At 67.0% G+C, this 14,389-nt stretch carries 13 protein-coding genes; 5 read left to right on the top strand and 8 right to left on the bottom strand.

Annotated elements, in window-relative coordinates; translation table 11 throughout:
* Positions 1-30 precede the first annotated feature (30 nt).
* From ACHQ4I_RS21415 to ACHQ4I_RS21390, 6 genes are all read right to left on the bottom strand, one after another.
* The gene (locus tag ACHQ4I_RS21415; RefSeq protein ID WP_420773576.1) at positions 31-417 is read right to left on the bottom strand and encodes a hypothetical protein; all 387 of its coding nucleotides are present in this window, start codon (positions 415-417) and stop codon (positions 31-33) included.
* Between the two features lie 185 nt (positions 418-602).
* Complete coding sequence (locus ACHQ4I_RS21410; RefSeq protein ID WP_420773575.1) at positions 603-2,912, bottom strand: molybdopterin-dependent oxidoreductase; 2,310 nt, start codon at positions 2,910-2,912, stop codon at positions 603-605.
* Positions 2,913-3,020: 108 nt separating this feature from the next.
* Positions 3,021-3,992 carry an enoyl-CoA hydratase/isomerase family protein gene (locus ACHQ4I_RS21405; protein ID WP_420773574.1) on the bottom strand — a complete coding sequence of 324 codons (972 nt, stop codon included), beginning with the start codon at positions 3,990-3,992 and terminating at the stop codon, positions 3,021-3,023.
* A gap of 260 nt (positions 3,993-4,252) precedes the next feature.
* Positions 4,253-4,738 (bottom strand): DUF3887 domain-containing protein, encoded by a 486-nt coding sequence (locus ACHQ4I_RS21400; RefSeq protein WP_420773573.1) that lies wholly within the window; start codon positions 4,736-4,738, stop codon positions 4,253-4,255.
* Between the two features lie 484 nt (positions 4,739-5,222).
* Complete coding sequence (locus ACHQ4I_RS21395) at positions 5,223-5,846, bottom strand: TetR/AcrR family transcriptional regulator (protein ID WP_420773572.1); 624 nt, start codon at positions 5,844-5,846, stop codon at positions 5,223-5,225.
* 58 nt (positions 5,847-5,904) lie between these two features.
* Positions 5,905-6,828: an alpha/beta fold hydrolase gene (locus ACHQ4I_RS21390; protein ID WP_420773571.1), complete on the bottom strand. Its 924-nt coding sequence runs from the start codon at positions 6,826-6,828 to the stop codon at positions 5,905-5,907.
* Between the two features lie 136 nt (positions 6,829-6,964).
* On the opposite strand from ACHQ4I_RS21390, the gene ACHQ4I_RS21385 reads away from it, so the two are divergent.
* Positions 6,965-8,833 carry a Na+/H+ antiporter gene (locus tag ACHQ4I_RS21385; protein WP_420773570.1) on the top strand — a complete coding sequence of 623 codons (1,869 nt, stop codon included), beginning with the start codon at positions 6,965-6,967 and terminating at the stop codon, positions 8,831-8,833.
* Positions 8,834-8,892: 59 nt separating this feature from the next.
* On the opposite strand, the gene ACHQ4I_RS21380 is transcribed toward ACHQ4I_RS21385, so the two are convergent.
* Entirely contained in the window at positions 8,893-9,441 is a 549-nt protein-coding gene (locus tag ACHQ4I_RS21380) for a TetR/AcrR family transcriptional regulator (RefSeq protein ID WP_420773569.1), read from the bottom strand.
* A 228-nt stretch (positions 9,442-9,669) separates the two neighbouring features.
* Here ACHQ4I_RS21380 and ACHQ4I_RS21375 point away from each other — a divergent pair, with 228 nt between their 5' ends.
* The 3 genes from ACHQ4I_RS21375 to ACHQ4I_RS21365 are packed head-to-tail and all read left to right on the top strand — an operon-like array spanning position 9,670 to position 11,835.
* Positions 9,670-10,347: a TetR/AcrR family transcriptional regulator gene (locus ACHQ4I_RS21375; protein WP_420773568.1), complete on the top strand. Its 678-nt coding sequence runs from the start codon at positions 9,670-9,672 to the stop codon at positions 10,345-10,347.
* Positions 10,344-11,003: an enoyl-CoA hydratase-related protein gene (locus ACHQ4I_RS21370; RefSeq protein WP_420773567.1), complete on the top strand. Its 660-nt coding sequence runs from the start codon at positions 10,344-10,346 to the stop codon at positions 11,001-11,003. The genes ACHQ4I_RS21375 and ACHQ4I_RS21370 overlap by 4 nt, the downstream gene beginning before the upstream one ends.
* A gap of 49 nt (positions 11,004-11,052) precedes the next feature.
* Positions 11,053-11,835 (top strand): crotonase/enoyl-CoA hydratase family protein, encoded by a 783-nt coding sequence (locus ACHQ4I_RS21365; RefSeq protein ID WP_420773566.1) that lies wholly within the window; start codon positions 11,053-11,055, stop codon positions 11,833-11,835.
* Between the two features lie 97 nt (positions 11,836-11,932).
* Here ACHQ4I_RS21365 and ACHQ4I_RS21360 read toward each other — a convergent pair whose 3' ends face one another.
* On the bottom strand, positions 11,933-12,673 hold the full coding sequence (locus tag ACHQ4I_RS21360) for a dienelactone hydrolase family protein (RefSeq protein WP_420773565.1): 741 nt from the start codon (positions 12,671-12,673) through the stop codon (positions 11,933-11,935).
* Positions 12,674-12,829: 156 nt separating this feature from the next.
* Here ACHQ4I_RS21360 and ACHQ4I_RS21355 point away from each other — a divergent pair, with 156 nt between their 5' ends.
* Positions 12,830-13,999, top strand: a complete 1,170-nt coding sequence (locus tag ACHQ4I_RS21355; protein WP_420773564.1) for a lipase family protein — start codon at positions 12,830-12,832, stop codon at positions 13,997-13,999.
* Positions 14,000-14,389: the final 390 nt, after the last annotated feature.

The raw sequence follows: 14,389 nt of genomic DNA, 5'->3' as shown, positions 1-14,389 counted from the left end.
CGCGTGGTGAATCGGCGCCGAGGCAGCGGGCTATGCGGTTTGGACGGTGATGCGGTAGCCGAGGCGGATCTCGCGGGCCGGGTGGGCGGCGGCGGTGAGATGGAGCCAGCGGTGCAGGGCGTCGCGGGGGTCGGGGACGTAGGCCGCGCGTGCGTGGGCGACGCCGAAGGGGAAGTTTCCGGATGCGGTGGTGGCGGTGGCGGTCATCAGGTGCATTTCCGCCCAGAGTTGTGGTTCGGGTGCGTCCTCGGGCAGGGGGCGGGTGTTCGGGAGGAAGAAACCGAACTGTTCGGCGGGGGCGTTGGAGGTGTGGATGAGCATGCCGGTCGTGAATAGTCGTACGGTTCCGGTGTGCACCACACATTGCGGCGTCAGGTGCAGGGGTGGGGCAGGTTGCAGCTCGAGCTGGAAAACCATGCGCCGACTCTACGGTGTCCCCAGGTGCCCGAGAAGCACTGGAGCATTATGAGGTTCACTCAGGTGCTGGACAGCGTGACCCGCGCATGGGCCGAGCCGGGGATCCAGCGACAATAAGCCCACAAGCCGGAGCGGAATCCGTGAGGGGAACCGACGCCCGCCACCGGGCGCGTACAGACCGGCGGTTACGCGTCGTGCAGCGGTTCGATGCGTGCGGGAACGTGTTTGTGCCATGGCGTTCCGGCAATGGCGTCGCGCCAGGCGGCATCGGTGAGTTCGTTGGCGGCCACCCCGGTGCGGGTGCCGTCGGGCAGGTCGAGTCCGAGGCCGTTGGGCAGGGACGCATGTCCGGGTTGCATGCGATCGTTGATTTCGACGGCGGCGACGGCGGTGCCGCGGCGGGTGGTTATGCGAGCGTGGTCGCCGGTGGTGAGGCCGAGGGCATCGGCGTCGGCGGGGTTGAGGCGCAGTGCGCCTTCGGGATCGCGGCGGCGCCACGTGTTGTCGCGGAAGATGGTGTTGGCGGTGAAGGAACGACGTTCCCCGGCGGCCAGGACGAACGGGAATTCGGCGGTGGTGTGGGTGGCCGGTGTGCTGGGAAGTTCGCGCAGGGCGTCGAGTAATTCCGGAATTGCCAACGGGATTCGCCGCTGCGGCACATAATCCCAGGCGTCCGGATAGTCGTCGACGGTGAAGGTGACTCCCGAGCGGCCCGCGAGGATGGCATCGAAGAGGGCGTCGGCATTCGCGTGGCCGGCGCGGCGCATGGCGGCCGGGTGCACCTTGGCGACACGCTGCGCGAGCGCCCACAGCACGGCGGCGGAGCGAGCGCCATCGGGCAGGGTCGGGCCGAGCGTCTCATAGAGCAGGAATGGTGCGACTCCGCCGATCTTCTTGTCCAGGGCCAGCAGTGCGGCGAAGGCCCAGGTGTAGGGGCGGCGGCCGAGTTTCGCGGCGGTGTGCAGAACGGCCAGTTGGGTGCGGCCGACGGTGCCGAGTTCGCGGATCAGGCGTGCGTAGATCTCGGGTTCGGGCAGGGTGCCGGGCAGCGGGTCGAGCACCGGCGCGCGCAGGTGAAAAGTATTGTGCGGGAACTCCAGATTGAAGAAGGTGGCCTCCCACTTCTCGAACTGGCTGGCCGCGGGCAGCACGTAGTCGGCGTGGCGTGCGGTTTCGGTGAGCGCGACATCGATGACCACGACCAGATCCAGCGCGTCGAGCGCGGCGCGGAAGCTGGTCGAATCGGCCAGTGAGTGTGCGGGATTGGCGGATTCGATGATCATCGCGCGGAACCGGTCGGGGTGGTCGGTCAGGATCTCTTCGGCGATCGAGTTGCACGGGAGCATCCCGCCGAGAATGGGTGCGGCGGTGACCGGGCTGCGTTTGATATCGCGGCTGTAGCCTGCCAGTGGGGCCATCCACGAATGCGGTTGCATGGCACCGGGTTTGGCGAAATTTCCGGTGAGCAGCCACAGTAGCTTGTTCAGATACGAGATCAGGGTGCTGTTGGGGCCCTGCTGGACGCCGAGGTCCTCATAGGTGGCGACACTGCCCGCGGTGCCGATCCGGTGCGCGGCGCTGCGCAGGAGTTCGGCGGGGACGCCACAGGTTTCGGCATAGGCGGCGACGTCGATATCGCGCAGTACCGCGGTGACGGCCTCGACCTGGTCGAGGTGTTCGGCGAGGAAGGTGTGATCGAGCAGATCGTCCTGGACCAGGATCGCCAGCATCGCGGCCAGGCACCACGCGTCGGTGCCGGGACGCACCTGCAGGTGGATATCGGCGAGGTCGGCGGTTTCGGTGCGCACCGGGTCGAGCACGATCATGGTGCGGGCCGGATCCTTGGCGATCTGCTGCAGTACGGTGCGCGCGCGTGGCACGCCGTGCGACTGCCAGGGGTTCTTGCCCAGGAACACCGAGACCTCGGCGTGTTCGAAGTCGCCGGTGGTGTGGCCGCCGGTCAAATGCGCGTCGACCCAGCCCTCGCCGGTCTTCTCCTGCGCGAGTGCGGTGGAGCGGTAGCGGCTGCCCAGTGCGCGACGCAGGGCGCCGCTGTAGGCGCCGCCGAGGTGGTTGCCCTGTCCCCCGCCGCCGTAGAAGAAGATCTTGTCGCCGCCGTGGGTGTTCTTGACCTCGGTGAGCCGTGCGGCTACCTCGGAAATCGCGGTGTCCCAATCGATTTCGGTGAAACTGCCGTCGGCCTCGCGGCGCAGCGGCGAGGTCAGGCGGGTGCCGCCGTTCTGATAGTGGTCCAGGCGCAGCGCCTTGTTACAGGTGTATCCGGCCGAGGCGACGTGGTCCTTGTCGCCGCGGATCTTGGCGAAGGCGCGCCCGTCGAGTTGGATCAGCAGGCCGCAGTTGTTCTCACACAGGATGCAGGCGGTCTTGTGCCATTGGCCTTGTGCGCCACCATCTTTGGTGTGCCTGTGCTCGGGTGACCCACCGACGAGATCGGCCGGTTGGACTCGGCTGGCTTGCTGCGCGGCGGTGCTCATCGCTGCTCCTGTGGGGTGGTGTGGATAGCGGAAGCGAACCGCCTGTCGAAAACTGGAGTCGGGAACGCACATTGGATGCGCGGCGTCGGTCCCGTGCCGTTGTGCTCATCAACTGGTCTGGTCGACGCGGGTGCCGTCGACCCATGCCTTCGGTTCGGCGAGGAACGGTGTGTCGCCGAGGCGGGCGAGATCGTCGAAGAAGGCGTCCTGGGTTCGGGTGGCGGCCTTGCTGCTGCCGGTCGAGAGGAAGGCGGCGAGTTCGTGATTCAGACTGCGGGACAACGACTTCTCGGTGCCGAAGTAGATGGCGCGCTTGAGTTCGGAGATGACCACCGGGTTGCGCGCGGCCAGGCGCGCGGCGGTGGCCCTGGTCTCGGCGAGCAGATCGTCCTCGCCGGTCAGGCGGTGCACCAGCCCCAAGCGCAGGCCCTCCTGTGCGCTGAGCGGCGCGCCTTCCAGGGTCAGTTCGATCGCCTTGGCCGCGCCGATCAAGCGCGGCAAGCGCTGGGTTCCGCCGCCGCCGGGAATCAGATTGGCGATCGATTCGATCTGGCCGAGCTTGACGTGTTCGGCGTCGACGGCATAGCGGATATCGCAGGCCAGGGCGATCTCATGGCCGCCGCCGAGGGCGGGACCGTTGATGGCGGCCAGATAGACCACGCGAGATCGGTTCATTCGCATGGTCGTTCGCTTCCAGCGATAGCCCCACACCATGCCGATGCCCAGGCCGCCGCCGAAACGCTCGAGCATCTGCGCCGCACCCGGCACCCGCAGGCCGGTGTTCAGCACCGGGATCAGCGGCGCGACCGCGCGGGCCGGGATGAACGGATGCGGCATCGCGAGCATGTCGGTGAGGGCGCTCGGGTCCGCATGGGTGAGGAAGCGTCCCGGCAGACCGCCGGTGAGCACGATCGCGCCGACCGTGTCGTCGGTGTCCGCGGCCGAGGTGAGCAGGTCCAGGTCGCGCACGACGGCGGGGGTGACGAAGTTCAGCGGCGGCGCGACGATGGTCGCGGTGAGCACTCTCCCGCTCTGGGCCAGGTCGATCGTCTCCAGGTCGAGCTCGGCTGCTCGCGACATCGGCGTCTCCTCGGGTCGGTGCATCGGTGGGCGGGCGCGGTGAAACCTTCTTCCGGCACTGATTATGGTCTCCACCATAATCGCGATGTCAAGGTGTGCCGGGGTCGGACACTGAATCGCGCGAGTATTGCAGCGCCACGTCGATCACGGGAATGGCTCTGGGCGTGCACTTTCGCGCGAGAGGCTGCTGATTCCGATTTCATCGGATGCAAGATTCCGGTCGGTCCGCACGCGACGGCTCGAGGTCGCCGCGAAAAGACCTAGGGAGCCCCAGCCTTGAGGAGGAACAGGCCCGCGATGGTCGCGTCCTTGTGAAAGGTCACTCGGAACTCGCCGGGGGCTCGCTCCATGGTCAAGGGCACATTCACAACGGTCAGATCGCCCTGCGTGACGTTCTGCGGATCCCCGTGCGATTGGTAGCGGCCGAACTCCTTTTGATACGCCGCCCAGCCCGACGCAATACCGTCCGGGGACAGTTTCTTCTTCATCGCGTCATCGAAATGGGAGGTTGCCGCGGTGAAGTCCGCGCGCACGATCGAATCCAAGGTTTGCAGGGCGAGCTGGTCGTCCCGACTCTGCGCCTCTTTCGCGGCAGGCGTCGCGGTCGCTGATGTCACCTCTTCGCTCGTACGCGTATTCGACCCGCACGCGCTCACCAGCGTCAGCGCGCCAATGATCAGCACGGCAAATGTGATCAAACGATAGTCGGCACCAACAGTGGTGGCCTTGTTGGATCTGATGACCATGGTTGCTCCAGATTGTCTCGGAAATTCACTTCGGTGACGATCCGAATCAGGGCACTGGCATTCCTCGGCGATCCGCGCCCGGCCAATCTACCACCAGGAATCTCCTGTAGGCGGCGCTATGACGCGGGGCGCTGCAGGCGGCCGCAACCGTGAATTCCCGAGCGACGCTGCATGGCGCAGGGGCAAGAAGCCGAATGAAATCGGCTACACCGCAACCTTCGAGCAAATCGAGTGCAAAGCCCCTCGCCGGTCCGCGGCACAAGTCGCGAACGCGGGACCGGTCACACACCCTCGAATTCAGCTCCCTACGCATGGCCCGGATTCGGACCGCCGCGGGAGGCAAATGCAAGACAGCCGATGGGGCGGCGTCGCCGACCGACTGCTCGGTCCGACCCGCCGAATCGCCGAGCGAGTAGCGCAATATCCAACGGTGACACCGATCGGCGCTGAAGCGCCCGCCGACGGGGCGCTCCCGGGTTCGCGACTATTCGGCGGGAGTGATGGCTGCGGCGAGATGAGATTGGAGTTCGCCGACCGCGTCCTCGAGCGGTGCGGTGTCGCGTTCGACTCGACACAGCGCGATGGCGCCCTCGACGGCGGCAATCGTGAGGGTGGCCAAGCGGCGGGAGCGGGCCGGGTCCAGGCCGTGGCGGATGAGCAGATCGGTCAGGGCGCTATTCCAGCGGGCGAAGATCGCCGCGGCGGCCGTGGCGAATTCCGGTGCGTCGTCATTGGTTTCGACGGCGACGGCGAAGATCGGGCAGCCCGCGCGGTACTCGCTGTCGATGAGGGTCTGACGCCACAGGGCGACGAACATGTCCAGGGCGACCATCGGGTCGTTGTCGCGGGTGATCGTCTCGATGAATTCGGACATCGAGCCACCGGCCGCGGTCAGGGCATCGGCGATCAGCTGGGTGCGACCGCCGGGAAAGTGGTGGTAGACCGACCCGCGCGGCGCACCGGTATTGGCCAGGACCCGGTCCACACTGGTCGCGCTCGCGCCGTGGATGCGCAGGGATTCGATCGTTCCGTCGATCATCCGCCGCCGCGCATCGCGCACCCGCGGGCGCACTGGAGCATCCTTATCCGATCGGCGTGTCGCTGCCATGTAGCCATGGTATGGGATACCCCATAACGAGGTTTCGCGCTACGGCAGCGACGACCGCCTACACCTGGCTCGTGTGGAATTCCGTGACCGCGGCCAGGGTTTCCTCGGGGGCTTCGAGCTGCGGGTAATGGCCGACGTTCGGCAACTCGACGACATCCGGATTCGGGATCAGCTCGCGGTAGCGGCGGACCATATGCGCGCCCGACACCGGATCGAGCAGCCCGTCGATCAGCCGCAGCGGGACAACCGTATCGCGTAACGCGCCCACCCAGCGTTCCCGATTCGCCCTGCGTTCGCCCATATAGCGAATCAGCTTGTGCCCGTTGCTCTTGCCGTGCTTGCTGCACCACAGGATCCAGAACTGGTCCAGCTCGGTGTCACTGGGCCGGGTGCCGGGTCCGAAGACCGCGGCCAGGCTGCGGCGGAAGACCCGCTCGGTGCCGAACACCCCGACCAGCGGTCCGAGCGGACTGGCCAGCAGCTTCTGCACCGGCCGGGCCCGGTGGGTCTCCGGGAACAGTCCGCCATTGAGCAGGCATACCGATTCGATGACCAGCGAGTCGTCGCCGTCGGCGCGGCGTTGCGCGTCGCGGGCCAGCAACTCCTGGGCGACGGTATCGCCGTAGTCGTGGGCCAGGATGTGCACGCGTGAGATCCCCTGCTCGCGCAGTAGGTTCTCGTGGATATCGGCCTGATCGGCGATCCGATATTGGTAATTGCGGGGTTTGGCCGACCAGCCGAAGCCGATCATGTCCGGTGCGATCACCCGCGCGAAGCGCGCGCACAGGCCCGGCCACACGGCATGCCAATCCCAGGACGCGGTGGGGAATCCGTGGATGCAGAGCAGATTTCCCTCGCCGGCGCCACCGCCAGCGGCTGCTCGCATGCCGCTCGAAACGGCACTGCTGTCCTGCCAGAAGATCTGGTGGCCGCGGTGGGTGTGGCGTCGCCCGCTCGCCCGCCAGGACGCAAACTCTTCCATGTCTACCTCCTTTGTGCCGACAACTATCGCGCGCGAACGCTACCGCCACAGGCGTTCGGGGGAACCGATCTGACTGTCCGTGTCACATACCGTGTGGTCTTTTCGAGCCGGTTGTTTGCTCTGCGAGAATGCCATCGTGCATGTCGCGATCGGCCTCGTTGTTCTAGTCGCGTCGGCGGCCTCGCTCGCGGCGCTGGCGCGACGGTTCGGGATATCCGAACCGCTGGTGTTGACGCTGTCCGGGGTGGTCGCGTCGTATTTGCCGCACATGCCCGAGATCCATCCGGATCCCGAGATCATTCTCCTCGGATTCCTGCCGCCGCTGCTCTACACCTCCGCGATCCGCACCTCCCTGGTCGATTTCCGGGCCAATGCGCGCACCATCGCGCTGTTATCGGTGGGCTTGGTGCTGTTCAGCACGTTCGTGGTCGCGGCGGTGGTGTGGTGGCTGGTGCCGGTGCCGTTCGCGGCGGCGGTCGCATTGGGTGCGGTGGTCGCGCCGACGGATGCGGTGGCCGCGACCGGGATCGCGCGGCGCATCGGCATGCCGCGCCGGATCGTCACCATCCTCGAGGACGAGTCGATGTTCAACGACGCGACCGCGCTGGTGACGGTGCGCACCGCGATCGCGGCGGCCGCCGGGACGGTGTCGGTGTGGAAGGCCGGTGGTGACTTCCTGCTCGCCGCGGGCGGCGGTGCGGCGGTCGGCATCGTGGTGGCCTATCTGCTGGCGATGCTGCGACGCCGGATCACCGATCCGGTGCTGGACACCACCCTGTCGTTTCTGGCGCCCTTCGTCGCCTACCTGCCCGCCGAAGGCATCCACGCCTCCGGTGTGATCGCGGTGGTGACCTGCGGCATGGTCCTGGGCCATGGTGCGCCGGTGTGGCAGAGCGCCGCCTCCCGGATCGCCGAGCGCACCAACTGGCGCACCATCCAGTTCATTCTGGAGAGTGTCGTGTTCCTGATCATCGGGTTGCAGATGCGCGCGATCATCGAGGGCGCGTGGGGCAGCGGACTCGACCACCGCACCCTGATCGTGGCGGCGGTGGCGGTCATGTTGGCGGCGATGCTGTCGCGGCCGCTGTGGGTGTTTCCGGTGTCGCTGCTCTCGCGCAAGCTCGGATTGTCCAATGCCGATGTGCCGCTGAGTCATCCGCTGGTGGTGTCGTGGGCGGGGATGCGTGGGGTGGTCACCCTGGCCGCGGTGCTGCTGCTGCCCGACAGTCCGCAGTTTCAGTTGCCGGTGCTGAAACTGTTCGCGCTCGTCGTGGTCGCGGGAACGCTACTGCTGCAAGGGACTTCGCTGCCGTGGGTGGTGCGGCGGCTGCATGTGCGCGGGCCCAGTCGCGCGGAAAACGCATTGCAGAAGGCGAATCTGCTGCAGCAAGCGACCGCGGCCGGACTGGCCGAACTGGAGAAACACATCACCCCCGATACGCCGCCGGGGGTCGTGGAGACCTTGCGTGACCGGGTCACCTGGAAGACCAACGCGGCCTGGGAACGCCTGGGCCGCTCGGAATCGGAACTGGCGACACCGACCGCGGAATATCGGCGGCTGCGGCTCGAGATGTTGCGCGCGGAACGGGAAACGGTTCTGCGCGTACGGGATTCGGGTGGTGCGGACTACGAGATCCTGCAATATGTGCTGTCTCGGCTCGACCTCGAGGAATCGATGATCGACCGCTACGACGAAACCGAGGAGGAGCGCGTCGAACCGCTCGCCGCGCCCGCGGCCGCGGCCGCCGACTCGTGCGCGCATCTGCAGGCCGCACCGCTGGTGCTCGAACCGACCGAACCCGACGAATGCTCCGAATGCATAGCCGAGGGCCTGACCTGGGTACATCTACGAATGTGCCTGTCCTGCGGTCACATTGCCTGCTGCGACTCCTCGGTCGGCAACCACGCGAGCAAGCACTACGCCGACACCGCCCACCCCGTCATGCGCAGCGTCGAACCCGGCGAGGCCTGGCGCTGGTGCTATGTCGACGAACTGCTGGGCTAATCGAATGGTGGTTATCGAGGGTGTTGACCGGCGCCTTTCGACTCCCCTGGGCGGTTGAGTCAGCGCCGGGCGTGGGAGTAGATGAGGCGGGCGTATTGGGCGAGCAGTTTGTCCAGGGAGATGTTCTCGCCGCTCGCGGCGATCTGCTGGTAGCCGATCAGCATCGACATGCCGAGCGCGGTGACGACCGCGGTGGTCTCGTCATCGCCCACAACGCCTTTGATCGCCTTGTGCACGGTGCGGCGGCGTGATTCGTCGACCCGCTTGAGCGCGAGATTCACCGATTCATCATTGGCGGCCCAGGCGCGGATGGCGGCCTCGGCGGCATGGTGCAGGCCCGAGGCGAGATCGGACATGGCGCGGATATCGTCGTCGGGATTGCCCTGGTTGAAGTTCAGCGTGCGCAGGATGACGACCTGGCGGTTCTCCCAATGCTCGAGCAGCGCGTCCACGAAGCCCTGCCAGCTGCCGAAGTGATGGTAGAACGAGCCGCTGGTGACCCCGAGGCGGCGGCACAGCATGCCGATATTGAGGCCTTTGAAGCCGAGTTCGGCCAGGACCTCCAGAGCGCTGTCGAAGTACTGCTCCTTGGTGACCACTCGTGACATTCGCAGGCGCCGTTTCTGTTCGTGCGGGCAGGGCGGGAGGACCAGACAGTACCTCATCGTATTGCCGTCTCGCTGGAACGTAGCGAAGTCTACGAAATGGCGTTGCCGCGCCGCGAAGGTACCCGTGACCGGGCGAAACACGCAGTGCCAGAGTGGAACAGAGTTTGCCGGTGCGATGCGGATCCCCCCGGGCGAATAACAGAGCAAATGCTCTGTTATAGTTGTGTCATGCCCCGCCCACGGACCCACGACCCCGACACCGTGCTCGATGCCGCGGAGTCGCTGGCCGTGCGCTCGGGTCCGGCGGCGGTCACCATTCGTGCCGTCGCCGCCGCGACCGGAGTGTCCAATGGCGCGATCTATCACACCTTCGGCTCGCGCGCGGAACTGCTCGGGCGCAGCTGGTTACGCGCCGCTCGGCGGTATCTGACGATGCAGTCCGACCTGGTCGAGGCGCACCTGGGCGGATCCGAAGCGCGCACCACGGGTTCATCGAACCCCCGCGACGCCGCGCACTCGTCGCGGGTCATCGAGGCCGTCGTCGCCGCGGCCGAGACGCCGGTGGAATTCGCGCAACGGTTTCCCGACTCGTCGAAGCTGCTGTTGACCGTCTCGCGCGACGAACTGCTCGGCGACGAACTGCCCGAACAGCTCGCGGCCGAGCTCGCCGGAACCGACGACGCGCTGGTGCGACTGATCATTCGGCTCGCGCGCGCACTGTGGGGCCGTGGCGACGCCGCCGCGGTCGATGTGATCACCACCTGCGTCGTCGACCTGCCGACGGCCATCCTGCTGCGTCGCGACCGGATCGCCGAACCCATTGCGCGTCAACATCTGCGAGCCGCCGTTCGCGCGGTGCTCGACGTAGGCCCACCCAACCCACACTCCGACGAAGGAACGATATGAGCACCCTGAGCTACCACGACAAGATCGCCGTCCTCGACCTCGGCGACGACGAAAACCGTTTCACCCCAGCCTTTCTCGAGGCCGTCAACGCCCACCTCGACACTGTGCTCGCCGAGGACGCACAGGGTCTGGTGACCACCGCGAGCGGCAAGTTCTACTCCAACGGCCTGGATCTGGACTGGCTGCTGGCCAACGGTGATCGCACCCAGTGGTACATCGGCCAGGTGCAGGCACTGTTCGCCCGCGTGCTCACCCTGCCCATCCCCACCGCCGCCGCGGTGCCCGGCCACGCCTTCGGTGCGGGCGCCATGCTCGCCCTCGCCCACGACTATCGCGTGATGCGCGCCGATCGGGGCTACTTCTGTCTGCCCGAGGTCGACATCCGCATCCCGTTCACCCCCGGCATGGCCGCGCTGATCCAGTCCAAGCTGACACCCAAGGCCGCCGTCGCCTCGATGACCACCGGTCGCCGCTTCGGCGGCGTCGAGGCCCGCGACCTCGATATCGTCGATGCCACCGCGGCCGAAGGCGCGGTCACCACCGCCGCCGCCGCGATGCTCGCACCGCTCGGCGGTAAGGATCCCGGCACGCTCGGCGCGATCAAGCACACCATGTTCGGCCCCGCGGTGGCCAAGCTCACCGACACCGGCTCGTAAACCGCTGCGCCCCGATAGGTTCGGACACATCTCGACCGAGGAGCCCGATATGACCGACGCCGCCATCCTGCACCGCCAGGGCCCCATCGCGATCATCACCTTGAACCGGCCCGAGGCGATGAACGCGGTGAACGCCGAACTGTCGATCGCCGTCGGCGCGGCACTCGACGAGCTGGCGGCCGATCGGGAACTGCGGGTCGGGGTGATCACCGGAGCCGGTCGCGCGTTCTGCGCGGGCGCCGACCTCAAGGAACTGGCGCGCGGCAACGGCATTCACGATCCGCGGCATCCGGAATACGGATTCGCCGGACTGGTCCAGCACTTCGTCGATAAACCGCTCATCGCCGCGGTCAACGGATTCGCCCTCGGCGGCGGCACCGAGATCGTGCTGGCCTGCGATCTCGCGGTGATGAGCGCGCAGGCCGAACTCGGACTGCCCGAGGTCACCCGCGGTCTGTTCGCCGCCGCGGGCGGAGTGCTGCGGCTGCCACGCCAGATTCCGCCCAAGATCGCCCACGAGATGGTGCTGACCGGGACACCGATCGATGCGGCGGCGGCCGCGCACTGGGGGCTGGTCAACCGGGTCGTCCCGGCCGAGCAGGTGCTGCCCGCCGCCGTGGAACTCGCCGAGACGATCGCCGCCAACGCGCCGCTGTCGGTCCGCGCCTCCAAGCGAATCATGCACCGCGTCAACGAGTTCGGCTCCGAGTGGGACAACCCGATGTGGGAGATGAGCTTTCGGGAAGCGGCACCGATCTTCACCAGCAAGGACGCGCTCGAAGGTCCGCGTGCCTTCGCCGAGCGGCGTGCGCCGCAGTGGCGCGGGGAATAACGGCGGTCGAATACGCCGAACCCGCGGCGCGCCCGGCGGGTTGGGAGTTCGCGCTGACGAGCCAGCCGAGCTGACCAGCCAGCACGAACGCTGCCCCCTACCCCGAGCGGCCGGCCGAATCAGCGTCTGGCGCAGTGCCCTGCGGTGCGTCCGTGAGGTACTTGTCGAAGAACGCGAAGATGCGATGCCAGGCATCACGGGTCGCGTCCGCGTCGTAACCGAGGCCGGTGACCCGCAGGACCGGGTCGATGGCGAAAACATTCGCGAAACCATGGGTGGTGCCCGGATAGGTCTTGATGTCGTGTTCGACGCCGAGTTCGGTCAGTGCGCGGTCGAGCTTGCGGCCCGCGCCGATCAGTGAGGGATCGAGCTGGGCATAGCTGGCCACCACCGGGCACGCCCCTTCGAGCTGGGCGCGGTAGTCGCCGTAGAGACCCGGATAGAACGGCGCGGCCGCATCGAAACCCATGGGCGCGGTGAGCAATGCGAAACCGCCGCCCATGCAGAACCCGATGACCGCGGTCTTGCCGGTGCAGCCGGGATCGGCCACCAGCCGGTCGCGGGCGGCCAGGATCTCCCGGATCGCCGGGCTCGCGCCGGTCAGGATCAGCGAACGCATCACCGCGCGGATGCAGCGCACCCGGCCGTTGGCGAACAGGTTCGGGGCGATGGTGAGATAGCCGTAGTCGGCCAGCATTTCGACATTGCCGCGAATATCGGGGCCGAAGCCGACACCGTCGTGGATCACCACGACACCCGGCCACGGCCCGTCCCCGGTCGGGCGGGCCAGGATCGCCTCGAGAGTGCCGTCCGGCGCGTCGAGCTCGATGGTGTTCATGATCAGAATGTATGCCTCTGTCTCAGACGTGTACAGCCATCGGTGGTTATCGCGTGGCGCACTCTGCGAATTTTTGGCGTTGATCGTGAAACGCCGATCTCGGCGCGCCGGTTGGTTTAACCTCAGCGCGTTATTCGAGCGAAAGGTGACCTGTTCATGTCTCGGCCACCATGGCGAGCGCTCTCGATCGCGATCACCCTCGCGCTCAGCGTATTCGCGGCCTGCACCCTCGTCGCGGCCGATAGCGGCGACTATGCGAGATTCGATCCCGACCCGACCGGCGACGCGTATCTCGATCAGCATTTCCAGACCGATGGCCTGGCCAACGGCACCATCATGTCCTCGCGATCGGTCAAGATTCTGCCGCCGCTGGCGCTGACCTCGGACTTCGACGCCTGGCAGGTGTGGTTCAAAACCACCGCCGCCGACGGCTCCTCGATCGCCGCGATCACCACCATCATGAAACCGAAGGTGTGGAACGGGCGGACCGTCAGCAACAATTACGCCATCGACAGTGTTGGGCTCCGGTGCAATCCGTCCTACCAACTGACCCATGAGGTCTCCATCGAACAGCCCGATATCACCCGCCAATTGCTCGCGCGCGGTTACGCGGTCGTGATGACCGACTATCAGGGACCGAAGATGGCCTACGCGCACGGGCCCACCCAAGCGCGCGAGGTGCTCGACGGAATCCGTGCGGCACTGGCGTTTCCGACGGCCGGTCTGGCGGGCAGTCCCACCACGATGATCGGCTACAGCGGCGGCGCGATCGCCACCGTATGGGCGGCGCAGCTGCAGCCGACATACGCCCCCGAGTTGCGGATGCTCGGCGCCGCCGCGGGTGGCACGCCCGCCGATCTGAGCCTGCTGCGCAAGACGATGGACGGCAAACCACCCGCCGCCGCGCTGTATCTGATGGCGGCGCTCGGCGTGGCTCGGGTGACGCCCGGTGCGCTGGATCTGCTCAACGAGACCGGGGTGCGGACCGCGCAGGAGAACAAGAACCTGTGTTCGAGCGCCGCCCTGCTCGGTGTCGCGCCGATACCGCTGCGCTCGTTGACCACGGTCGACCCCTACCAGGCCGAGGTCACCCAGCGGATCTACCACGAAACCAAGGCCGGTGGATCGACGCCGACCATGCCGATCTACTTGTGGCACGGCATCTTCGACGAATGGATTCCGGCGGCGGGCGCGCAGGCGCTACAGCAGCAATGGCAGAGCGCGGGGGCCAACGTTTCCCTGACGCTGCTGCCGTGCGATCACATCACGTGTGCGTATACGCCGGGGGCGATCGATCAGATCGACCAGTGGATGGGCCGCGCCTGACAGTTGCGGTTTCGAGTTGCGGCCTCATTCGATCAGTGCTTGCGGTTGTGTGAGCGCGAATTGCCTTGCGGCGGTGGCTTGTTCGCGGACCTGAGGGGCCCGTCATCGGCCGGGAGCAGCAGACTCCAGGGGCCGGCGCCCATCCCCGGTATCGCGGCACCGTACGGTACGGCTACTGTCGACGGTAGCCGCGAACCGGTCCGCGCCCGCCGCGACCGGTGTGCGAATCTCGACTCGACATTCTGGTGAAAGGGCTGCTCGTGACGCTCGGCATGGTCCTCGGGGACTGCTCGGCTCGCGCTTCGACGCGGGGCCGCTGACCCGTCCTTTTCCGGCCTGCCCGGCTACCTCGGGTCGATCTCCCGCTTCTCGTCGAAGTGCGCTCCGTGT

This window comes from Nocardia nepalensis (assembly GCF_048910785.1).
Taxonomy (GTDB): domain Bacteria; phylum Actinomycetota; class Actinomycetes; order Mycobacteriales; family Mycobacteriaceae; genus Nocardia; species Nocardia nepalensis.
This window is presented reverse-complemented; position numbering and strand designations above follow the sequence as displayed.

Bases quoted from the DNA above. Each gene is read 5' to 3' on its own strand.
- ACHQ4I_RS21375 (WP_420773568.1), top strand. From the start codon at position 9,670: ATGCCCCGCCCACGGACCCACGACCCCGACACCGTGCTCGATGCCGCG.
- ACHQ4I_RS21370 (WP_420773567.1), top strand. From the start codon at position 10,344: ATGAGCACCCTGAGCTACCACGACAAGATCGCCGTCCTCGACCTCGGC.
- ACHQ4I_RS21400 (WP_420773573.1), bottom strand. From the start codon at position 4,738: ATGGTCATCAGATCCAACAAGGCCACCACTGTTGGTGCCGACTATCGT.
- ACHQ4I_RS21355 (WP_420773564.1), top strand. From the start codon at position 12,830: ATGTCTCGGCCACCATGGCGAGCGCTCTCGATCGCGATCACCCTCGCG.
- ACHQ4I_RS21365 (WP_420773566.1), top strand. From the start codon at position 11,053: ATGACCGACGCCGCCATCCTGCACCGCCAGGGCCCCATCGCGATCATC.
- ACHQ4I_RS21415 (WP_420773576.1), bottom strand. From the start codon at position 417: ATGGTTTTCCAGCTCGAGCTGCAACCTGCCCCACCCCTGCACCTGACG.
- ACHQ4I_RS21405 (WP_420773574.1), bottom strand. From the start codon at position 3,992: ATGTCGCGAGCAGCCGAGCTCGACCTGGAGACGATCGACCTGGCCCAG.
- ACHQ4I_RS21395 (WP_420773572.1), bottom strand. From the start codon at position 5,846: ATGGCAGCGACACGCCGATCGGATAAGGATGCTCCAGTGCGCCCGCGG.
- ACHQ4I_RS21410 (WP_420773575.1), bottom strand. From the start codon at position 2,912: ATGAGCACCGCCGCGCAGCAAGCCAGCCGAGTCCAACCGGCCGATCTC.
- ACHQ4I_RS21360 (WP_420773565.1), bottom strand. From the start codon at position 12,673: ATGAACACCATCGAGCTCGACGCGCCGGACGGCACTCTCGAGGCGATC.
- ACHQ4I_RS21380 (WP_420773569.1), bottom strand. From the start codon at position 9,441: ATGTCACGAGTGGTCACCAAGGAGCAGTACTTCGACAGCGCTCTGGAG.
- ACHQ4I_RS21390 (WP_420773571.1), bottom strand. From the start codon at position 6,828: ATGGAAGAGTTTGCGTCCTGGCGGGCGAGCGGGCGACGCCACACCCAC.